Origin of the sequence: Bordetella genomosp. 8 (genome assembly GCF_002119685.1) — a bacterium.
Classification (GTDB): domain Bacteria; phylum Pseudomonadota; class Gammaproteobacteria; order Burkholderiales; family Burkholderiaceae_B; genus Bordetella_C.
Genome location: NZ_CP021108.1, coordinates 3,406,153 through 3,427,975, shown reverse-complemented (window position 1 = coordinate 3,427,975; position 21,823 = coordinate 3,406,153). Strand labels below are relative to the sequence as shown.

The window sequence follows — 21,823 nt, the reverse complement described above, 5'->3', positions numbered from 1 at the left end:
CCTCTGTGTCAGTACTGGACCTTGCGGTCGATGTAGCGGAATTGGATGACGGTCAGCGCCACGACGATGACCATCAGCACGACCGATTGGGCGGCGGAAGAGCCCAGGTCCAGGCCGCGGAAGCCGTCGCTGTACACCTTGTAGACCAGGATGGCCGTCGATGTGCCAGGGCCGCCCTGCGTCGTGGTGTCGATGACCGCGAAGGTGTCGAAGAAGGCGTAGATGACGTTGACCACCAGCAGGAAGAAGGTGGTCGGCGACAGCAGCGGGAAGACGATGCTCCAGAACCGGCGCGTGGGGCCGGCGCCGTCGATCGCCGCGGCTTCGATCAGCGAGCGCGGGATGGATTGCAGTCCGGCCAGGAAGAACAGGAAGTTGTAGGAGATCTGCTTCCACACCGAAGCGATCAGCACCAGCGTCATGGCCTCGGTGCCGTTCAAGCGGGGGTTCCAGGCGACGCCCATCCTGTTGAGCGCGACGGCCAGGATGCCGACCGCGGGCGAGAACAGGAACAGCCACAATACGCCTACCACCGCGGGCGCCACGGCATACGGCCAGATGAGCAGGGTCTTGTACAGCCCGGCGGCCTTGATGACGCGATCGGCCATGACGGCCAGCAGCAGGGATACCGACAGGCCGACCACCGCGACCAGGATCGAGAACACCGCGGTGACCTTGAACGAATCGATGTACGTGGCCTGGCTGAACAGGTCCTTGAAATTGGAAAGGCCGGCAAAGGTGGAAGACAGCCCGAAGGGGTCTTCGACATGCAGCGATTGCCACATCGCCTGCCCGGCGGGCAGGAAGAAGAACACTACCGTGATGACGAGCTGCGGCAACAGCAGCAGGTAGGGCAGTAGCTTATGGCCGAAGACGACGCGTTTTTCCATGTTTGCCAGCGCATGCGCGCGGGATGGCCGCGGACGCATCAAAAACGTGAAACATTTCAGGCGGGGCGATTCCCGAGGGAATCGCCGGCGGACTAGCCTTCGTTGGCACAGGGTTCCAAGTCGCGTCTTGGTCGCGACTTGGTCCTACATCAGCCTGAAAAGGGCGCTACTTTACACTTTTTTCAAACTTCTCGAGCAGGTCGTTGCCGCGCTTGGCGGCGTCCTTCAGGCCGGCTTGCGCACCGACCTTGCCGGAGACGATCTGTTCGATCGTGGCGTCCTCGATTTCACGGATCTGCGGCAGGTAGCCCAGGCGCACGCCGCGCGACTGCGCGGTGGTCTCGACGTTCAACTGCTTGACGCCGACGTCGGTGCCGGGGTTCTGGTCATAGAAGCCCTGTTTCTGCGTCAGTTCGTAGGCGGCCTTGGTCACCGGCACATAGCCGGTCTGCTGGTGCCACTTGGCCGCCACTTCGGGGCTGGACAGATACTTGAAGAACTTGGTCACGCCCTTGTAGGTGTCGGGCTTCTTGTTGCCGAAGACCCACAGCGACGCGCCGCCGATGATGGTGTTCTGCGGCGCACCCTTGACGTCCGAGTAGTACGGCAGCGTGGAGATGCCGAACTTGAACTTGGCGTTCTTCATGATGTTGGCGCGCAGGCCGCTGGAGCCGGTGATCATGGCGCACTTGCCCGAGATGAACAGGGCGTTGGGATCGTCGCCGCGCCCGCCGTACATGAACTCGCCGTCCTTGGCCAGGTTGGCCAGGAATTCCATGTGGCGCACGTGCAGCGGCGAATCGATGGCCAGGCGCGCGTCCAGGCCGCCGAAACCGTTGTCCTTGGTGGCGTAGGGCACGTTATGCCAGGCCGAGAAGGTTTCCAGCTGGGTCCAGGACGGCCAGGAGGTCGTGTAGCCGCACTCGACGCCGGCGGCCTTCAGCTTCTTGGTGTCGGCGGCCAGTTCTTCCCAGGTCTTGGGCGGTTTTTCCGGGTCCAGGCCGGCCTTCTGGAAGGCGTCCTTGTTGTAATAGAACACCACGGTGGAGCTGTTGAACGGCATCGACACCAGCTTGCCATCCGGCGACGAGTAGTAGCCCGCGACGGCGCCGATGAAGTCCTTCGGGTTGATGGGATCGCCCACTTCCTCGGACATCTGCTGCACCGGCTTGATGGCGCCCTTGGCGTACATCATGGTGGCGGTGCCCACTTCGAATACCTGCAGGATGTCCGGCGCATTGCCCGCGCGGAAGGCCGCGATGCCGGCGTTCATCGATTCGCCGTAGTTGCCCTTGTAGACCGCCTTGACCTGGTAGTCGGGATTCTTCTTGTTGAAGTCGTTGACGATCTCGTTGACTCGATCGCCCAGCGCACCTTCCATGGAGTGCCAGAACTGGATTTCGGTGGCCGCATTGGCCGAGGTGGCGGCGAATGCGGTGAGCAGGGACGCCGCGACGAGCGCGAGGCGGTGGGAGCGCATGGATGGATTCCTCCGTGGATTACGTGGCCGTGGCCCGGATAGGGGCAGGCAGCCCGACACCATATGAATTGTTTGTGACGAACTCGTGACTGTTACACCGCGCCCCCTCACTGTCAAATAGGAGTTGTCCTACGCCGCCGCGTCGGATGGAACTGCCGTCTACAATCCTTCCATGGACAAAAATCTGCACATCGCTTTCATCGGGGGCGGGAATATGGCGACCGCCCTGGGCGCCGGACTCGCCGGCAAGATCTGCCCGCCCGAAAACTTCCACGTGGTCGACATCAATACGGATGCCCGTGCGGCCTGGGCGGCGCGCGGCGCCACCGCGTCGGCGACGCCGGACAGCCGGCTGGAGCAATGCCAGGTCTGGTTCTATGCCGTCAAGCCGCAGTTCATGCATGAGGCGGTGACCACGTCGCGGCCCTTCCTGCGCGACGGTACGCTGGTGATCAGCGTGGCGGCCGGCATACGGGGCGACGTGCTGGCGGGCTGGTTGGGCGCGACCGCGCCTTGGCCCAAGCTGGTGCGGTGCATGCCCAACACCCCCGCGCTGGTCGGCGAAGGCGTGACCGGCATGCTGGCGATGCCGGGCGTTACGGATCAGGAGCGGCGCCTGGCCGAAACCATGCTGGCCTCCGTCGGCAGCGTGGTGTGGGTGGCCGACGATGCCGCCATCGATGCCGTGACGGCGCTATCCGGCAGCGGCCCAGCCTATGTCTTCCGATTCATCGAGGCGCTTATCGAAGGGGGCCAGCGGGTCGGCCTGAATGCCGAGCAGGCGCGCGAGCTGGCGCTGGGGACCTTGTCCGGCGCGGTGCGCCTGGCGCGCGAGTCCGATGATCCGCCGGCGGTGCTGCGCGATCGCGTGACGTCCAAGGGCGGCACGACGGCGGCGGCCTTGAAGGTGTTCGAGGAAGACGACTTCATGGGGCTGGTCAGCCGCGCGATGCAGGCGGCCGCGCAGCGTTCGCGCGAACTCGCGGACGAGTTCGGCAAGGCCTAGGCGGGTTCCAGCGCGTAGGGCAGGGGTTCCACCCGGATCGCCGGCCCGTCCGCGCGGCCCAGGCGCAGGTCGCCGGCCGGCAGGCTGCTCAGCGTGGTCTCGAACAGGATCGCGGCGTCCGGCGTACCCGCCGCCGTGGCCGCATCGACGACCCGGCCACAGGGCTCGCCCGGTTCCCGGGCGTCGTAGACGTCCGCGCCCGGGGCGATCGCGGCGCCATCCTGTCCCGCCACGATCCCGTACGCCATGCGCCGCTTCACCGTGCCGCGGTAGTGGCTGCGCGCCACGACTTCCTGGCCCGGGTAGCAGCCCTTGGTGAAGCTGACCCCGCCGATCAGGTCCAGATTCACCATCTGCGGAATGAACAGGTCCTGTATCGGCGTGCCCACCCAGGGCAGCCCGGCGGCCAGTTCGTCCGCGCGCCAACGCTGTGCGTCCCCGGCCGCCAGCACGTCGCGCAGCGCGGGGCCGGCCTGGCGTTGTTCGTCCGTGGCCACCCACCACCAGCGCAGCCCATGCGCGGCCGGCGCGGCGATCCAGGTTCCGCTGGGCAGTTCGACGCGGCGCCAGGCCTGCCGTGGCAGGGCCCCCCCAGCGGCGGCCTCGACGCCGGCCGGGTCGCCAGCGGTCCACACGCCGGCCACGTGCGCCGGCGTGACCGACAGGGTGACCTTGGCGCGCAGCACGAACATGCGCAGGCGCTTGAGCAAGGCTTCGGCGACGTCCGCGCGTACCAGCGCATGCCAGCGTGGCGCGCCGGCGTCGTCCGGTGCGGCGGCCGCGCGCCACATCACCAGCGTCGCCAGCAATCGGCCCTTGGCGGTGCAGTAGCCGGCCAGCGCCGCCGAGTCGTCCGTCAGCCCCTGGACGTCCTGGGTCAGCTGGCCGTGAAGGAAATCGATGACGTCCGCGCCGCCGGCCGAAATCAGTCGCAGCTCCGGCAACTCGGCATGGTCGGCGATGAGGGAAGAGGGGGGCAGGTCGGTCATGGAATGCAAGGAAAGTTGGCCGCGGTGGCACGGGATCCGAAACACCCATGATACCGCCCGCCGCCCGTGGAATGTCTCAGCCATGAATCCTTTAAACTGCTGGATCTCATGAAGAAGCGATCCGCCTTAACCTTCTTTCTCGCGTTTCTGCTCGTCGTCGTGCTGGCCGCGGCCGCGGCTTGCGGCAGCGCCTGGTACTGGATGCACCACACGCTGCGGCTGCCTGCCGAGCGCGTGGATTTCGTCGTCGACCCCGGCAGCAGCCCCCGCACGGTGGCGCGCATCCTGAACGGCGCCGGCGTGCCGGTGTGGGAAGACGGCTTCGTCTGGATGGCGCGGCTGACCGAGCGGGACAAGCTCATCAAGGCCGGCGGCTATCAGGCAATCCAGGGCGACAGCCCCTGGCGCCTGCTGGAGCGCCTGGCGCGCGGCGACATGACGATGCGCCAGATCACCTTCGTGGAAGGCTGGACCTACAAGCAGATCCGCCAGGCCCTGCGCGAAAATCCCGACGTCAAGCAGACGCTGGGCGGCGTGGACGACGCCGAAATCCTGCGTCGCCTGGGGTCGGACGCCTCCAGCCTGGAAGGCCTGATCTTTCCGGACACCTACGTCTTTTCGCCCGGCAGCACCGATTTCGACCTGCTGCGCCGCGCCTACCAGGAAGGGCAGCGCATCCTGGCCCGCACCTGGGCCGAGCGCGACCCGGGTGTGCCGCTGGCCACGCCCTACGAGGCCCTGATCCTGGCGTCCATCATCGAAAAGGAAACCGGCGATACGTCCGACCGCACGCGCATCGGCGGCGTCTTCGCCAACCGGCTGCGCGAAGGCATGCCGCTGCAGACCGATCCCACGGTCATCTACGGCATGGGCGACAGCTATCAAGGGCGTATCCGCCGCCGCGATCTGCAGACGGACACGCCATGGAACACCTATACCCGTCCCGGCCTGCCGCCGACGCCGATCTCCAGCCCCGGCCGCGCGGCGCTCCTCGCCGCCGTGCGGCCGGCGCATCACAATTTCCTGTACTTCGTCTCGCGGGGCAATGGCACCAGCGAGTTCTCCGCGACGCTGTCCGACCACAATCGCAACGTCTCGCGCTACATATTGGGCAAGGATCGCGCGCCATGACGATACGCGGCAAATTCATCACCCTGGAAGGCGTGGACGGCGCCGGCAAAAGCACCCATACGGAGTGGCTGGCGGACACCCTGCGCGGCCACGGGCTGTCGGTGGTGACGACGCGAGAACCGGGCGGGACGCCGCTGGGCGAACGCCTGCGCGATCTGGTGCTGCATGAGCCCATGAGCCTGGAGACCGAAACCCTGGTCATGTTCGCGTCGCGCTGCGAGCACGTGCGGCAGGTCATCGAGCCCGCCCTGGCGCGCGGCGACTGGGTGGTCTGCGACCGCTTCACCGACGCTACCTATGCGTACCAGGGCGGCGGCCGGCAATTGGGCGTGGACCGCGTGGCGGTGCTGGAGCAGTGGGTGCACCCGGGACTGCAGCCGGACCGCACCTGGCTGTTCGACGTGCCCCTGGAGGTCGCCCGCGCGCGGCTGGCCGATGCGCGCAGCCCGGACCGCTTCGAAAGCGAAGGCGCGGCCTTCTTCCAGCGCACCCGCGACGTCTACCTGGCGCGCGCCGCGCGTTTTCCGTCGCGCATCCATATCGTCGACAGCGCCCGCGATATCCCGGCGATACGCGCGCAGCTCGGCAGCGAGATCCGCGACCTGGTGGAAGCGTCGCGATGAGCCTGGCGCAATTCCTGCCCTGGCAGACCGACGCCGCGCGCGCCTGGCTGGGCCAGCGTGAGCGGTTTGCCCATGCCTGGCTGATCCATGGGCTGGCGGGCATCGGCAAGCTGCAGTTCGCCGCCGCCGCCGCCGCCAGCCTCTTGTGCGAATCGCCTCGCCAGGGGCTGGCCTGCGGCGCATGCGCGGCCTGCGGCTGGGTAGCCAGCGGCAATCATCCCGACCTGCGGCGCATCCGCCCCGAGGCCATCGCGCTGGAAGAGGGCGCGGAGGCCGCCGCCGAATCGGAAGACGCCGAGGCCGCGACAGCGGCGGGAAGCGGCAGCAGCAAGCGCGCGCCTTCCAAGGACATCCGGGTGGACCAGATCCGCGGATTGGAATCCTGGTTCAATACCGCGACGCATCGTGGCGGCTGGCGGGTCGCGCTGCTTTATCCCGCCCAGGCCTTGAACGTGATTTCCGCCAACGCCTTGTTGAAGGTGCTGGAGGAACCTCCCGCGCATACCATCTTCCTGCTGGTGGCCGACGCGCCGGACCGGCTGCTGCCGACGCTGCTGTCACGCTGCCGCCGGCTGCCGCTGGCGACGCCGGCGCCGGAACAGGCGCTGCAGTGGCTGGAAGCTCAGGGCGTGCGCGATGCCGCGTCCTGGCTGGCGGCCGCGGGCGGCGCGCCCTTGGGCGCGCTACGCCTGTCGCAAACCGAGGAAAGCGCCTGCCCACCCTGGCTGGAGCAACTGGCGGGGCCGTTGGCGCAGGGGCAATCGCCTGACGTGGGCGCCCTGGCCGACCAGTTGGACAAGCTGCCAGCGGCGCAATGGATAGACGCGCTGCAACGCTACTACGTGGACCTGATGCTGAATGGTGCCGGCGCCCCATCGCGCTATTTCCCGGCGCTGGCGGCCACATCGGCACGGACGGCGGCGCGCGCCGATGCCGCCAGGCTGGCCGACACCGCGCGCTGGCTGACCCGCCAGCGGGCCCTGGCCGGCCACCCCTTGAACGCCAAACTATTCGCCCACGCCGCCTTGCAGCGCGTGGTGCTCTCCTGCCAGGCCTGAGCCATGTACGTCGATTCCCATTGCCATTTGAACTTCCCCGAGCTGGCGGAAAACCTGCCCGATATCCTGGATCGCATGGCCGCCAACCAGGTGACCCACGCCCTGGTCGTCAGCGTCGCGATGCCGGATTGGCCCGGTTTGATGGAATTGGTGAAGCCGCACCGCAACCTCTGGGCGTCGGTGGGCGTGCATCCGGACCATGAGTCGACGCAGGATCCGTCATCGGACGAATTGGTGGCGCTCGCGGCGGACGCCAAGGTCGTCGCCATCGGGGAGACCGGGCTGGACTATTACCGCCTGAGCGAACCCCTGGAATGGCAGCGCGACCGCTTTCGCACCCACATTCGCGCGGCCAGGGACGCGGGCCTGCCGCTGATCATCCATACCCGCTCGTCCGCCGAGGACACCCTGCGCATCATGCGCGAGGAGAAGGCGGAGGAAGTCGGCGGCGTGATGCACTGCTTCACGGAAACCTGGGATGTCGCGCGGGCGGCAATGGACCTGAACTTCCATATTTCCCTGTCCGGTATCGTCACCTTCAAGAACGCCGCCGTGCTGCACGACGTCGCGGCGCGCATGCCGCTGGACCGCCTGCTGATCGAAACCGATTCGCCCTATCTGGCGCCGGTCCCGTACCGGGGCAAACTGAACGACCCGTCCAAGGTCATCCACGTTGCTGAAAAGATCGCTGACCTCAAGGGCCTGGCGGTGGCCGACGTGGCGCACGCCACTACAGAGAATTTTTTCCGGCTATTCAATAAGATAGAGCGGTAATCTCGAATTTGCTTTAGGTATTAGCGGCCTATGCCGCCGCCCATGCGGCAATGGCGGCCGGGGGCACGTCCCATGCGCCAGCGCGCGCCAGCGGACCGTCCGCTTCCTCAGAATCTGCTTTCATTTCTGCCTATAAGGAGCTGATATGAAAAGAAAATTTGTAATGGCGCCTGCCGTGGTATCGGCCGCGATGCTTATGGGGCTGGCCGCGCCCGCCGTATCCCACGCCGAAAATCCGGCCAACGCACCCATCATCGTGGCCAACGATCGCGCCGACGACATGCGTGCCCTGCTAGGCCAGGGCTGGAATCCGAACACGCGCATCAAGGGTCAACCCGCCATCATGCAGGCGGTCCGCGACGGCGCGTGGCGGGTGTATGACGTGCTCGCGGCCGACAGGCGCACCGACGTCAATGCCGCCAACGACCACGACGAAACGCCGTTGATGTACCTGGCGATCCAGGGGCAGATCGACCGCGCCAAGGCGCTGATCGCGCGTGGCGCCCAGGTCAACCGCCTGGGCTGGACGCCGCTCCATTACGCCGCTTCCAAGGGCCAGATGGATATGGCCAGGCTGCTGCTGGCCCACAAGGCCATCGTCAACGCGCCCGGGCCGGACGGTACGACGCCGTTGATGATGGCGGGGCTTTCGGGCAGCCGCGACATGACGGACCTGCTGCTCAAGGCGGGCGCCGACCCGACCATGCGCAATACCCAGGGCCTGGATGCGGCCGCCTGGGCCGAATCGGCCCAGCACAAGGACCTGGCCGCGGAACTGCGCCAGGCGTCCTCGGCCCGGATGGCGGCGTTGCGTGGGGCAGGCGGTGGCGCCGGAGGTGGCGCTGGGGGTGGCATGCCTGCCGGCGCTCCCGCGTTCACCATGCCCTCCGCCCCGCCGGTGACGACAGGAACCACGCCGCCCCCCGCCCAGCCCGGCGCGGTCGACCCGACCCCGCCCACGCTCAAGGGCGTGGAGGGCATACGCCTGGATCCCGATGCCGGCACTCGGAAATAGGGAAGGCCGGCACTCTACCGGCCCAACCCCGGACAGGGGTGTCGCCCGACATCCCAGTCTAGGGTAAACCCGATTTATTTGATATTTCGTTGATAATTTATCAACGAAATATTAGTATCACGCCGTGATCGCATCGCGGTGTGCATGTGCGCGCAGATCCTCCGGCCCGGGCCGGGGCTGTGTGGACGGAATCGCCGCTGCGTGGCGTCCCTTCGTTTCCCCACAGGCCTGCACATGAGCGCTACCCACGCCCCCAAGTCCCTGATCGCGGCTTCATCCCATCTCGTGTCGGACCGCGCGCCCGACCTGTCGGCCGTGGAGTTCGGCCTGATGATCGCCGGGCATGCCTTCAACCGCTGGATCGTGCGCTGCATGGCGGCCGCCGGCCTGCCCGACCTGACCTCGATCGACGTGATCGTCCTGCATCACGTGTATCACCGCCAGCGCGGTAAGAAGCTGGCCGATATCTGCTTCACCCTGAACATCGAAGACACCCATATCGTCAACTACTCGCTCAAGAAGCTGGAGCGGCTGGGCGTGGTGCAGGGGCAGCGCAGCGGCAAGGAAGTGATCTATTCCGTGACGCCCAAGGGCAGCGAGATCATCGGCCGCTACGTCGAGGTGCGCGAACGCTGCCTGATCGACGGCTTGCCCGCGGCCAGCAGCGGCCTGGAGTTTTCGCAGGACCTGGCCAACCTGCTGCGCGGGCTGTCCGGCGTGTACGACCAGGCCGCGCGCGCGGCCACCTCGCTCTAGCGCCGGCGCCAAGGCAGACGCGGCATGGAACCACGCGCGGTAGTCACCTGCGCCCGCATATTTTCCGCAACACCTAACCTTTCGGCGGGGCCTGTCGCGCCCCGGCAAACAGCATAGGAATCGCTATGAAGTGGCAATTCTGGGTAGACCGTGGCGGTACGTTCACGGACATCGTGGGCCGTCGTCCCGACGGTTCGACCACCACCATCAAGATGCTTTCCGAGAACCCGGAGCAGTATCGCGACGCGGCGGTGGCCGGCATCCGCAAGCTGCTGGGCCTGGCGCCGGGCGAACCGGTGCCCGCCGATCAGGTCGACTGCGTCAAGATGGGCACCACGGTGGCCACCAACGCCTTGCTGGAACGCAAGGGTGAACGGACGCTGCTGGTGACCACGCGGGGATTCCGCGACGGGCTGCGCATCGCCTATCAGAATCGTCCACGGCTGTTCGACCGCAACGTCGTGCTGCCGGAAATGCTTTATGACGGTGTCGTCGAAGCGGACGAGCGCATCGCCGCCAACGGCGACGTGGTGGCGCCCCTGGACGAAGCCGCGCTGCGGCGCGACCTGCAGGCCCGGTATGACGAAGGCATGCGCGCGGTCGCCATCGTGTTCATGCACGCCTGGCGCGAGCCGCGGCACGAACAACGCGCCGCCGAACTCGCGCGCCAGATCGGCTACACGCAGGTCTCGGTCTCGCATGAGGTCAGCCCGCTGATCAAGTTTGTCTCGCGCGGCGACACCACGGTGGTCGACGCCTACCTCTCGCCCATCCTGCGCCGCTACGTCGAACAGGTCGCCGGTGAACTGCCGGGCATACGCCTGATGTTCATGCAGTCCAGCGGCGGCCTGACCGATGCCCACCGCTTTCGCGGCAAGGACGCCATCCTGTCCGGCCCGGCCGGCGGCATCGTCGGCATGGTGCGCACCAGCGAACTGGCGGGCTTCAAGCAGATCATCGGCTTCGATATGGGCGGCACGTCCACCGACGTTTCGCACTATGCCGGCGAGTTCGAACGCGAATTCGAAACCCGCGTGGCCGGCGTACGCATGCGCGCCCCCATGATGAGTATCCACACCGTGGCCGCCGGCGGCGGATCCATCCTGCACTTCGACGGCGCGCGCCTGCGCGTGGGCCCCGACTCGGCCGGCGCCAATCCGGGGCCCGCCAGCTACCGGCGTGGCGGGCCGCTGGCCGTGACGGACTGCAACGTGCTGCTGGGCAAGATCCAGCCGGACTTCTTCCCCAAGGTCTTCGGCCCGCGTGCCGACCAGCCGCTGGACCGCGACGCCGCGGAGCAGGGCTTCCGCGCGATGGCGGCACGCGTCAAGGCGGAAACCGGCCGCGACATGACGCCTGAGCAACTGGCCGAAGGCTTCCTGGAAATCGCCGTGGGCAATATGGCCGAGGCCATCAAGCGCATTTCCGTGCAGCGCGGCCATGACGTGACCGAATACGCCTTGACGGTCTTCGGTGGCGCCGGTGGCCAGCATGCCTGCCTGGTGGCCGACGCCCTGGGCATGACCACGGTATTCGCGCATCCGTTGGCGGGCGTCCTCTCGGCCTATGGCATGGGCCTGGCCGACCAGACCGAGATGCGCCAGAAAACCGTCGAGAAAGTGCTGGACGGTGACCTGTTCGCCGCCCTGGGCACGGAGCTGGACGCGCTGGCCGGCGACGCCGTCGCCGAGCTGCGGCGCCAGCACGTCGCGCAGGACGCGATTTCGGTGCAGCGCCGCCTGCACCTGAAATACCGTGGCACCGATACCGCGCTGGAAGTGCCCTTCACGTCTGTCGACCAGGCGCGCGCCGATTTCGAGGCCGCCTATCGCCAACGCTATTCCTTCCTGATGCCCGGACGCGAACTGGTGGTGGAAACCATCTCGGTGGAAGCCACCGGCGGCGGCGAACCCGTGACGGAGGCCCCCGTGCAGGGGCACCGCAACGGACCGCTGCAGGCGCGCCGCGTGGTGCGCATGTACAGCGGCGGCGCCTGGCGCGATACCCCGCTGTACGTACGCGACGACATGATGCCGGGCGACCGGGTCGACGGCCCGGCCATCGTTTCCGAAAAGAACCAGACCACCGTCGTGGAGCCGGGCTGGCGCGTGGAATTGACGCCGCGCGACCATCTGGTCCTGCGGCGCTTCGAAGCGCGGCCCCAACGGCGCGCGGTGGGGACCCAGGCCGACCCGGTCATGCTGGAGGTGTTCAACAACCTGTTCATGTCCATCGCCGAGCAGATGGGCTATCGGCTGCAGAACACCGCGTACTCCGTCAACATCAAGGAACGCCTGGATTTCTCCTGCGCCATCTTCGACGACCGGGGCAACCTGATCGCCAACGCGCCGCACATGCCGGTGCACCTGGGGTCCATGGGCGAGTCCATCCGCACCGTGATGACCGCCAACGAAGGGCGCATGAAGCCGGGCGACGCCTATGTCGTCAATGACCCCTACCATGGCGGCACCCACCTGCCGGACGTGACCGTCATCACGCCGGTATTCGACCGTGCCGGCCGCGACATCCTGTTCTACGTGGGGTCGCGCGGCCACCATGCGGACATCGGCGGCACCACGCCCGGGTCCATGCCGCCCGATTCGCGTACCGTGGAAGACGAAGGCGTTCTTTTCACGAACTTTCAACTGGTGCGCGACGGTGAATTCCGCGAGCGGGAGGCCCGCGCCATCCTGGGTTCGGGTAAATGGCCGGCCCGCAATCCCGACCAGAACATCGCGGACATGCGGGCGCAGATCGCCGCCAATGAAAAAGGCGTGCAGGAGCTGCTGCGCATGTGCGACCACTTCGGCCTGGACGTCGTGCGCGCCTACATGGGACACGTACAGGACAATGCCGAAGAGGCCGTGCGGCGCGTCATCTCGGTGCTGAAGGACGGCAGCTACGAGTATCCCCTGGACAACGGCGCGGTGATACGCGTCGCGGTACGGGTCGACCGGGCCGCGCGTAGCGCGGTGGTGGACTTCACCGGAACGTCGCCGCAGCTGGACAACAACTTCAACGCGCCCGGCGCGATCGCCGTGGCGGCCGTGCTGTATGTCTTCCGCACCCTGGTCGACGACGAGATTCCGCTGAACGCCGGTGGCCTCAAGCCACTGGAGATCATCGTGCCGCAAGGGTCCATGCTGCGTCCGAACCCGCCCGCGTCGGTCGTCGCGGGCAACGTCGAGACGTCCATGTGCATCGTCAACGCCCTGTACGGCGCGCTGGGCGTACTGGCCGCCAGCCAGGGCACCATGAACAACCTGACCTTCGGCAATGCCCGCTACCAGTACTACGAGACCATCTCCGGCGGCACCGGCGCGGGCCCGTTGCGGGTGGACGCGCCCGCCGATACCAGCCAGGGCTTCGCGGGTCAGTCGGTGGTGCAGGCGCACATGACGAATTCGCGCCTGACCGATCCGGAAGTGCTCGAACTGCGCTTCCCGGTGCGGCTGGAGTCGTACGAGATCCGTCATGGATCGGGCGGCAACGGGCGCTATCGCGGCGGCGATGGCGGCATCCGCAGGCTGCGCTTCCTGGAACCGATGACGGCGGCGATCCTGTCCAACAACCGCCGCTACGCGCCGTTCGGCCTGCACGGCGGCGAGCCGGGACAGGTCGGCCGCAACTACGTCGAACGCGCGGACGGCAGGATCGAGCCCCTGGGACCGCAGGACAGCACCGAGCTCCAGCCTGACGACATCTTCGTCGTTGAAACACCGGGAGGAGGGGGTTTCGGCAAAATTTAACGGGGCCGAAACATATCCGCACGGATACGGACGGTTGTGCTGCGTTAACATCCTCTGCTTCGGCGTGCCGCCAACCGTGGCACGCCTCGCAGCCCGTATCCCGGGCGCAGCTCAACAAAGGAGAGTCGAACATGCTCAATAAGAAATTCGCCGCGATGATGGCCGGGGTGTCGGTTGCCTGGTTCGCCATGGCCACGCCCGCCGCCGCGCAGAGCGGCAAGGACCGGGAACTGGTGGTGGCCACGGATACGGCCTTCGTCCCCTTCGAGTTCAAGCAGGGCAACACCTACACGGGTTTCGACGTCGACCTCTGGGCTGCCATCGCCAAGCAGCTGAACCTGAAGTACAAGCTGCAGCCCATGGACTTCAACGGCATCATTCCGGGCCTGCAGACCAAGAACATCGATGCCGCCCTGGCTGGCATCACCATCCGCGACGACCGCAAGCAGGTGATCGATTTCTCCGATCCCTATTACGAAAGCGGCCTGTCCATTCTGGTCAATGCCGACAACAGCAATATCAAGAACGCCGCCGACCTGGGCGGCAAGACCGTCGCCGTCAAGACGGGCACGGCCACCGTGGACTACATGCAGAAAAACGTCCCGACCGCCAAGCTCAAGCTGTTCCCGAACATCGACAACGCGTATCTGGAACTGGCCACCGGCCGGGTCGACGCCGCCGTGCACGATACGCCCAATGTCCAGTACTACGCCAACACCGCCGGCAAAGGCCGCGTGAAGGTCGTCGGCAACGTCAAGAGCGGCGACTTCTACGGCATCGCCTTCCCCAAGGGCAGCCCGCTGGTCGCCGAGGTGAACAAGGCGCTGGCCACCCTGAAATCCAACGGCGAGTACGACGCCATCTACGTCAAGTGGTTCGGCAAGAAGCCGCAATAAACCACGACCCGGCGGGTCGCCGGGCGCCTCGTGCGCGCATCTTTCCAGCGACCCGCTGATTCTTCCGATTCACCCGCCGCGGCTGCGCCGCCTGCCTCGATCGCTACGCCGATCGCTGGCGCGGGTTCCTATCTCAGGGGAAACATGTGAATTTCGATTGGTCCGTGATCTGGGCCGCCTTGCCCAATTTGCTCGACGGAACGGTGATGACGATCAAGATCACCGCCTGGGGGCTGATCGGCGGCTTCCTGCTGGGCGCGCTGGCCGGGGTCACGCGCGCCTACGCGCCGCGCTTCTTCGCCATCATCGCGCTGGTCTACGTCGCCGTGATCCGCGGCACGCCCATCGTGGTGCAGGTGATGTTCATCTACTTTGCCTTGCCGCTGATCGCCAAAGGCCTGCGCATCGATGCCGAGTTGGCCGCCATCATTACGCTGATGATCAATTCCGGCGCCTATATCGCCGAAATCGTGCGCGGCGCCTTGTTGTCCGTACCCAAGGGCCTGAAGGAAGCCGGCCAGGCCATGGGGCTGCCGTTCCACAAGATCCTGACGCACATCATCGGGCCGGTGGCGGTGCGCCGCATGATTCCGCCGCTGGGCAACCAGTGCATCATCAGTCTCAAGGACTCTTCGCTGTTCATCGTGATCGGGGTGGCCGAGCTGACCCGCCAGGGACAGGAAATCATGGCCAGCAACTTCCGCGCTGTCGAAATCTGGTCCGCCGTCGCGGTCATATACCTGATCATCACGGGCCTGATGGCCGTGGGTCTGCGGATCGCCGAAAAGAGGATGCGCATCCTATGAGCATGGTTGAATTCAAGAACGTCATCAAGCGCTTCGGCGCGTCCACCGTCCTGAACGGCATCACCCTGAACATCGAGGCCGGCGAGGTCGTCGTCGTGGTGGGGCCTTCCGGTTCCGGCAAGTCCACATTCCTGCGCTGTATCAACGTGCTGGAAACCATCGAGGACGGCGACCTGCTGGTCGACGGGCTCAGCGTCAAGGGCGATACCGCGCAGATCCGCGAGATCCGCCGCGAGGCGGGCATGGTCTTCCAGCAGTTCAATCTGTTCCCTCAGATGACCGCGCTGGAAAACGTCATGTTCGGTCCGGTCCATACCCGCGGCATCGCGCGAGCGCAGGCGCGGCAGGAAGCCGAGGCGCTGCTGGCCAAGGTCGGCCTGGACCAGCGCATGGGCCACTATCCGTCCGAGCTGTCAGGGGGCCAGCAGCAGCGCGTCGCCATCGCCCGCGCGCTGGCCATCAAGCCCAAGCTGATGCTGTTCGACGAGCCCACATCCGCCCTGGATCCGGAGCTGCGCCATGAGGTCCTGAAAGTGATGCGCGACCTGGCGGAAGAGGGCATGACCATGGTGGTGGTCACCCACGAAATGGAGTTCGCCCGCCGCGTCGGCAGCCGCCTGATATTCATCGATGGCGGCAAGGTGGCGCATGACGGTTCGCCGGAAACGCTGCTGTCCGATCCGCCCAGCCAGCGCCTGAAGGATTTCCTGCAGCACGTCGCCTGACAGGAATCCCGATAACCAGGCGTTCCATTGCCAAGCCGCCTCGACTTCGACCTCGAGGCGGCTTTTTTCATTTCACCATGAGAGCAACGCGGGGCGGAGGGAAATGACCTGGATTCAATTCCCTCAAGGCTCGTAAGAAATTTTGTATGTATTGCCTGTTCGCTCGATATGTGCAAATCCAAGTTCGCCGAGGTGCATGCCGGCGATAAGGAGCTTATCTGAACTTACGATATCCAATAGTCGGGATCGTGTATTGGCAGAAAGAATCGGGTCTTGGTCAAATGCAATGGATACGTCAGGACGGGCAATCTGGATTTGAGGGAAATGGACAATATCTCCCCATACCAACAGACTTCGATGATCGGATTCGATGCGATACCCGGAATGTCCAGCGGTATGCCCGGGTAGAGGCATCGCACTGATGCCGGGAAGAACTTCGTTATCGCTAAATGTGCGCATCCTTGCCCGATATTTATCGAATACTTCTCGAGCAAAAAGAAAATTCCCGCGCGCACGCTCACTTGCTCGACTCAGATTCCCATCGTCCTCCCAGAAGGAAACCTCATGCTGGTGCACGACCAGCTCCGCACCGGGGAAGGCGACCTCTCCCGACGAATCGATCAGCCCTCCAACGTGATCGGGATGCGCATGGGTCAGAAGAATCGTATCAATGTCGCAAGGCTGCACCCCAGCAAATGCAAGGTTCGCTTTCAGCTTGCCTCCCCACTGTTTGAATCCTCCCGCACCCGCATCAATCAGGATCGTGCGGCCACGACCTCGGACCAGGTAGCAATTGATGTGAATAGAAGATGGACCGTTCACGCCTGCGTCTTGCTGCAACTTTGACGCATCCTCCGGGCTGATATTGGAGAGAAAATCCAGGCTCGCGGAAAGGTATCCATCACTGATTGCCGTGATCGAAAACTCTCCGATCTGCTGGCTCGGGAAGCTCATGTTAGTCATAGTCTGGATTCAGTTTCGGGAAGCTGTGCCGTCATCGCTTCGTAGAGATAGACACCTTCCGGAAGTCCCTCGCTTGGATCAATGGAGCGTGCTTTCGCCAGCCACCGATGTTCGGGGAATTTTTCCAATGCGACAGCCTGCATCGGGAGGGGCACGAGGCCCATTTCGACCAGCGGCTCGGGGCCGACCGAACTGGCCAGCAAGTATTCGCCGTCACCGATGGCCGGAGCACGGTCAAGGCCTTCATACAGATTGCGGTGCCAATCTGTAATGTGCTGTTGCCAGCGCGCGAAATTGCCACCGCCTTTCTGGCGATATTCATCGCCCTGGAGAATATCGAGGCTATCAATCGTATGAATGGCGAAGTAGGTCGGGCAACCCGAACTCAACGCCTTGAAGCGCTGCGAGGTATGGAATCCACTTACGGAAATGAGTGCTGGCAACTTCTCCAGGCTATAGAAATCGTTCCATTCCGCTTCGGTGGCTGGATCGGCAAAGCTGCATTCGACTGTATAGATCATCGGATCACGACCGGGAGCCTGACGCCCCACGAATCTCTTTGTTGATGTTTAGTCATGGTATGTCCTTGAAGTCAGCGCATAAAACGATTTTTCGGTACGCTTCAGTGATAAAACATCAAGGTAAAACGAATGCCGAGGCCAGAACCTGCCGCGCTCATGCGCCGAAAGATCCCCAGCAACACGGCCCTGATGGCGTTCGAGGCAGCTGCCCGTCATGGCAGCTTTGCCCGCGCAGCGGGGGAACTGTCTCTGACCGAAGGGGCCATCAGTCGGCAGATCGGCAGGCTGGAAGCATTCCTCGGTGTCACGCTGTTCGAGCGCATCGGCAACCGGGTCCGACTCCTCCCCAATGGGGAACGCTACGCGACTCAAGTGCGTGAAGTGCTCGACCGACTGGATCGGGACAGCCAGTACCTGATGGGGCAACCTCCTGACGGGGCAAGCCTGGACATTGCCACCATCCCGACTTTCGCCATGAGATGGCTGATTCCCCGTCTGTCACGATTTCAGCGGAAGTACCCGAACATCACGGTGCACCTCGCCGAGCGCATGGAACCGTTCGTCCTGGCCGGAAGCGGATTCGATGCAGCAATCCATTTCGAGCACGCCGCCTGGACAGGCATGCGGATGCACCGCCTGCTCAATGAGGTGTTGGTGCCGGTGTGCCACCCCACGCTCGTGAAGGGAGGTAAAGGGGCAGCCACGTTGGACAGCCTGCCACTTCTACACCGACGGCAGAACCCCGAGGCCTGGCAACGCTACGCCCAAGAGACTGGCATCCTGCTGGCCAATCCCGCGATTGGCGCGCGCTACGACCTTCATTCGATGTTGATCGAAGCGGCGCTGGCCGGTCTTGGCGTGGCCCTGGTGCCGCGCCTCTACGTTGAAACGGAATTGGCATCTGGCCGATTGGTCGCACCGTGGCCGGAGGGCAACACGATCGCCAAAACCTTCTGCCTCTTCCTTCCCGAGCCGATCGAATTGAGCGGCGAACCGATACGAGCGTTTGCCCAGTGGGTGCTGGACGAAGCGAAGAACACGACAATGGCTGATTCATAGCCTTCTGCCCATAGGACAGCCGATCCACAGCAGACATTTTTCATGCCGTCCACGCGCCTGGTGGGAGTGGTGTCAGATTCTTCGCATTCTGCATAGTGTGGAGGACCCGCACCATATGAGCCTCCAGCCCTATAGACGGATTTCCTCGCATGCCTGGCCATCACCTCTTCAAGCCCCGCCTGACCACCACCTTTCCTGTTTCCTCGCAGCCTGCCACCGCCTTCCCCGTTTCGCGTCCTGCCAGGGCGTTTCCAACATCCGTGCGCACGGCGTCCGCGCGGCCGGACAGGTATGTGTCCAGCACGCACTATGGCCGTTATGTCCTGTGGCAGGGCAGAAGGAATACGGAACTGGTGATTTCCTCCCACGGCAGCCATGTCGTGGAAGACCGCAGAAGAAGGCACATCGTGCCGCCGGGCATGGCCCTGCATTTTTACGGACCCGACTACGCGGCCATCAAGACGTGCCTGGTCGACCAGGCCTTCATACGGGAGCAGGTCGCCGCGCGCCCCTACGAGATTCGTTCATCGGGGCATAGCTACCTGGATTATGAGCTGAGCAAGATCCAGTCACGGCCCGCGGAAGGAAAGGGCGAGAACTACAACCACGTCATCGAGTGCCTGCCGCGCTACGATCTTGTCACCATCGAACAACTGGACGACAACGGGCCCCACGAGCACATGCTGCTATCCGAGCTGCTCGCGCACCTGCGTTCGCAAGGCCATGGGTACACGAAAGTCCATTGCTTTTTCTGCAGGTCGCTGCGGGACCGCGATCTCCGCCGATATCCGGCCCTGCAGCAGTTCGTCAGGCCGCCATACATGGTGCGATGACAAGGTACGCGCTGACCCGATCAGCCCTTCACCCGGACGATCTTCTGCACCTGCGGCACATGGCGGATCGCGCGGATCACCTGCGCCAGGTGCTTGCGGCTATCCACCTGCACGGTGACGTGCAGCGACACCGTGGCCACCGCGTCGTCATGCATGGTCACGTGCACGATATTGGCGTCGGTCGCGGTGATTTCCGCGGCCAGCCGGCCCAGTACGCCGCGTTCGTTGCGGGTCACGATGTCCAGGCGCGTGGACAGGTGCTTGGCGGTTTGCGTATCCCACGCGACACTGATCCATCGTTCCGGCTCTCGCGCCCGCTGGCGGATGGCCACGGGGCAGTCGACGGTATGCACGACCAGTCCGTGTCCCAGCCGCATGCCGGCAATGATGGGATCGCCGGGCAGCGGACCGCAGCACGGCGCCAGTTGCACCGCCTGGCCTTCGTTGCCCTGGATCAGGATGGGCGCGCTGCGTGCGGCGGTGATTTCGTCCACCGCTGCGGCGGTGGTGGCGATCAGTTCGTGTTCCGGCGCGAAGCGCCGCGCCACCACGGCAGCCAGGCGCTTGCCCAGCCCGATATCGGCCAGGATTTCGTCGCGCGAGCTGGCGCCGGTGCTGCGCGCCAGTTTTTCCCACTCGGGATCGTCGGCCGGCGGCAGCGACAGATGCAGTTCCTGCAAGGCCTGCGTCAGCAAGCGTTCGCCGAAGGCGACCGACTCGGCATACTTGACCGTGCGCAGGTAATGGCGGATTTCCGAACGCGCGCGGCCCGTGCGTACGTAATTGAGCCACTGGGCATTGGGACGCGAAGCGGGCGACGTGATGATTTCCACCGTATCGCCGCTGGATAGCTCCGTGCGCAGCGGAATGAATTCGCCGTTGACCTTGGCCGCGACCGCCTGGTTGCCGATATCGGTGTGGATGGCGTAGGCGAAGTCCACGGGCGTCGCCCCGCGCGGCAGCGAAATGATCTTGCCGTGCGGCGTGAATACGTAGACCGCGTCCGGGAACAGGTCCACCTTGACGTGTTCCAGGAATTCGCTGGAATCCCCGGTCTGGCTCTGGATGTCCAGCAGCGATTGCAGCCATTGGTGCGTGCGCTTCTGCAGGTCGTTCAGCGAGACATCGGCGCTCTTGTACAGCCAATGCGACGCGACGCCTTCTTCGGCCACGTGATGCATGTCGCGGGTACGGAACTGGAACTCGACGGGCGTGCCGTAGGGCCCGACCAGCGTCGTGTGCAGCGACTGGTAGCCGTTCACCTTGGGAATGGCGATGTAGTCCTTGAACTTGCCCGGCACCGGGCGATACAGCTGATGCAACGTGCCCAGCGCCAGATAGCATTCCGGCAGGGTGTGCACGATGACGCGGAACCCGTAGATGTCCAGGACTTCCGAGAAAGTCTTTTTCTGGTCCACCATTTTCCGGTAGATGCCGTACAGGGTCTTTTCGCGGCCGCTGACTTCCGCCTCGATGCCGGCGGCGGGCAGGGCGGCGCGCACGGCGTCCTCGATCTTGCTGATGACTTCGCGGCGGTTGCCGCGCGCCGCCAGCACGGCCTTGTACAGCACCTGGTAGCGGTTGGGATACATGGCCGCGAAGCACAGGTCCTGCAGCTCGCGGAACAGCAGGTTCAGGCCCAGCCGATGGGCGATGGGCGCGTAGATTTCCAGCGTTTCGCGGGCGATGCGGCGACGCTTTTCGGGGGCCACGGCATCCAGGGTGCGCATGTTGTGCACCCGGTCGGCCAGCTTGATGAGGATGACGCGGACGTCGCGCGCCATGGCCAGCAGCATCTTGCGGAAGCTTTCCGCCTGCTGTTCGGCCTTGGTGGCGAAGTCCAGGCGGTCCAGCTTGGACAGGCCGTCCACCAGCTCGGCGACTTCAGGGCTGAAACGCTCGGCCAGTTCGTGCTTGGTGACGCCCTGGTCTTCCATGACGTCGTGCAGCAGGGCCGCGGACAGCGCGTTGGCGTCCAGCTTCCAGCCCGCGCAGATTTCGGTGACGGCGATGGGGTGGGAAATGTAGGGCGCGCCGCTGGCGCGGAACTGCCCCAGATGGGCCTGGTCGGCGAAGCGATAGGCTTCGCGCACCCGCTCGACGTCCTTGGGCTCCAGGTACTTGCCGATGATCTCCGTCAGCGGGGCCAGCGATGCGACGGGGGCTGAGGCCGGCGTTTCCGCGGCCTGCTGGACCGCCGCCGCGATAGGCGAAGGCCCGGCCTTACCGGATTTTCGCCCGGGCCGGCGGCCCAGGCGGGAGCCCGCGCGCAGCGCGGCAAGCAGGCCGGTAGAGGCGGATTTCAGTGCGGGGAAGGCCATGCGCCACCTCCCGACCGCGCTCAGGTAGGCACTTTCCGCAGCATTTCAGCGCCGGTCATGCCCTTGGCGATCTCGCGAAGCGCCGTTACCGTGGGTTTGTTCTTGCTATCCAGGCGGGGAGCATGGCCCTGGGCCAGTTCGCGCGCGCGGTAGGTGGCGGCCAGGGTCAGCGTGAAACGATTCGGAATGTTGTTCAGACAATCTTCGACGGTAATACGGGCCATAGTG

At 65.1% G+C, this 21,823-nt stretch carries 20 protein-coding genes; 13 read left to right on the top strand and 7 right to left on the bottom strand.

Going from position 1 to position 21,823, the window contains the following annotated elements; genetic code table 11:
- Positions 1-8: 8 nt before the first annotated feature.
- A complete protein-coding gene (gene ugpA, locus CAL12_RS15530; protein WP_086067911.1) occupies positions 9-890 on the bottom strand; it encodes a sn-glycerol-3-phosphate ABC transporter permease UgpA in 882 nt (293 codons plus the stop codon).
- Between the two features lie 166 nt (positions 891-1,056).
- The gene (ugpB, locus tag CAL12_RS15525) at positions 1,057-2,370 is read right to left on the bottom strand and encodes a sn-glycerol-3-phosphate ABC transporter substrate-binding protein UgpB (protein WP_086065432.1); all 1,314 of its coding nucleotides are present in this window, start codon (positions 2,368-2,370) and stop codon (positions 1,057-1,059) included.
- A gap of 172 nt (positions 2,371-2,542) precedes the next feature.
- On the opposite strand from ugpB, the gene proC reads away from it, so the two are divergent.
- Positions 2,543-3,376 (top strand): pyrroline-5-carboxylate reductase, encoded by an 834-nt coding sequence (gene proC / locus CAL12_RS15520; RefSeq protein WP_086065430.1) that lies wholly within the window; start codon positions 2,543-2,545, stop codon positions 3,374-3,376.
- On the opposite strand, the gene ygfZ is transcribed toward proC, so the two are convergent.
- The gene (gene ygfZ, locus CAL12_RS15515; protein ID WP_420042726.1) at positions 3,373-4,374 is read right to left on the bottom strand and encodes a CAF17-like 4Fe-4S cluster assembly/insertion protein YgfZ; all 1,002 of its coding nucleotides are present in this window, start codon (positions 4,372-4,374) and stop codon (positions 3,373-3,375) included. The genes proC and ygfZ overlap by 4 nt on opposite strands.
- 99 nt (positions 4,375-4,473) lie before the next feature.
- On the opposite strand from ygfZ, the gene mltG reads away from it, so the two are divergent.
- From mltG to glnQ, 10 genes are all read left to right on the top strand, one after another.
- Complete coding sequence (gene mltG, locus CAL12_RS15510; protein ID WP_086065426.1) at positions 4,474-5,496, top strand: endolytic transglycosylase MltG; 1,023 nt, start codon at positions 4,474-4,476, stop codon at positions 5,494-5,496.
- Complete coding sequence (tmk, locus tag CAL12_RS15505; protein WP_086065424.1) at positions 5,493-6,119, top strand: dTMP kinase; 627 nt, start codon at positions 5,493-5,495, stop codon at positions 6,117-6,119. The genes mltG and tmk overlap by 4 nt, the downstream gene beginning before the upstream one ends.
- A complete protein-coding gene (gene holB, locus CAL12_RS15500; RefSeq protein ID WP_086065422.1) occupies positions 6,116-7,177 on the top strand; it encodes a DNA polymerase III subunit delta' in 1,062 nt (353 codons plus the stop codon). The genes tmk and holB overlap by 4 nt, the downstream gene beginning before the upstream one ends.
- Before the next feature lie 3 nt (positions 7,178-7,180).
- Positions 7,181-7,951 (top strand): TatD family hydrolase, encoded by a 771-nt coding sequence (locus CAL12_RS15495; RefSeq protein WP_086065419.1) that lies wholly within the window; start codon positions 7,181-7,183, stop codon positions 7,949-7,951.
- A 145-nt stretch (positions 7,952-8,096) separates the two neighbouring features.
- The gene (locus tag CAL12_RS15490) at positions 8,097-8,966 is read left to right on the top strand and encodes an ankyrin repeat domain-containing protein (protein WP_086065417.1); all 870 of its coding nucleotides are present in this window, start codon (positions 8,097-8,099) and stop codon (positions 8,964-8,966) included.
- A gap of 234 nt (positions 8,967-9,200) precedes the next feature.
- Positions 9,201-9,722, top strand: a complete 522-nt coding sequence (locus CAL12_RS15485; RefSeq protein WP_086065415.1) for a winged helix DNA-binding protein — start codon at positions 9,201-9,203, stop codon at positions 9,720-9,722.
- A 125-nt stretch (positions 9,723-9,847) separates the two neighbouring features.
- Positions 9,848-13,471, top strand: coding sequence for a hydantoinase B/oxoprolinase family protein (locus CAL12_RS15480; protein ID WP_086065413.1), 3,624 nt, complete (start codon positions 9,848-9,850; stop codon positions 13,469-13,471).
- Between the two features lie 131 nt (positions 13,472-13,602).
- Positions 13,603-14,367, top strand: a complete 765-nt coding sequence (gene glnH, locus CAL12_RS15475; protein ID WP_086065411.1) for a glutamine ABC transporter substrate-binding protein GlnH — start codon at positions 13,603-13,605, stop codon at positions 14,365-14,367.
- Positions 14,368-14,513: 146 nt separating this feature from the next.
- On the top strand, positions 14,514-15,173 hold the full coding sequence (glnP, locus tag CAL12_RS15470) for a glutamine ABC transporter permease GlnP (protein WP_086065409.1): 660 nt from the start codon (positions 14,514-14,516) through the stop codon (positions 15,171-15,173).
- Positions 15,170-15,898, top strand: coding sequence for a glutamine ABC transporter ATP-binding protein GlnQ (glnQ, locus tag CAL12_RS15465; protein WP_086065407.1), 729 nt, complete (start codon positions 15,170-15,172; stop codon positions 15,896-15,898). The genes glnP and glnQ overlap by 4 nt, the downstream gene beginning before the upstream one ends.
- 123 nt (positions 15,899-16,021) lie before the next feature.
- Here the strand turns inward: glnQ and CAL12_RS15460 are convergent, their stop codons facing one another.
- The gene (locus CAL12_RS15460; protein WP_086065404.1) at positions 16,022-16,861 is read right to left on the bottom strand and encodes an MBL fold metallo-hydrolase; all 840 of its coding nucleotides are present in this window, start codon (positions 16,859-16,861) and stop codon (positions 16,022-16,024) included.
- Positions 16,858-17,382: a sugar ABC transporter gene (locus tag CAL12_RS15455; RefSeq protein WP_086065402.1), complete on the bottom strand. Its 525-nt coding sequence runs from the start codon at positions 17,380-17,382 to the stop codon at positions 16,858-16,860. Before CAL12_RS15455 ends, CAL12_RS15460 begins: the two co-directional genes overlap by 4 nt.
- A gap of 156 nt (positions 17,383-17,538) precedes the next feature.
- Here CAL12_RS15455 and CAL12_RS15450 point away from each other — a divergent pair, with 156 nt between their 5' ends.
- The gene (locus CAL12_RS15450) at positions 17,539-18,441 is read left to right on the top strand and encodes a LysR substrate-binding domain-containing protein (RefSeq protein WP_086065400.1); all 903 of its coding nucleotides are present in this window, start codon (positions 17,539-17,541) and stop codon (positions 18,439-18,441) included.
- A 293-nt stretch (positions 18,442-18,734) separates the two neighbouring features.
- Positions 18,735-19,274, top strand: a complete 540-nt coding sequence (locus tag CAL12_RS15445) for a putative adhesin (protein ID WP_157793010.1) — start codon at positions 18,735-18,737, stop codon at positions 19,272-19,274.
- Between the two features lie 20 nt (positions 19,275-19,294).
- On the opposite strand, the gene CAL12_RS15440 is transcribed toward CAL12_RS15445, so the two are convergent.
- Together CAL12_RS15440 and rpoZ are read right to left on the bottom strand one after the other, a co-directional pair.
- Entirely contained in the window at positions 19,295-21,595 is a 2,301-nt protein-coding gene (locus CAL12_RS15440; RefSeq protein ID WP_086065396.1) for a RelA/SpoT family protein, read from the bottom strand.
- Positions 21,596-21,615: 20 nt separating this feature from the next.
- Positions 21,616-21,819, bottom strand: a complete 204-nt coding sequence (rpoZ, locus tag CAL12_RS15435; protein WP_086065394.1) for a DNA-directed RNA polymerase subunit omega — start codon at positions 21,817-21,819, stop codon at positions 21,616-21,618.
- Between the last annotated feature and the right edge of the window lie 4 nt (positions 21,820-21,823).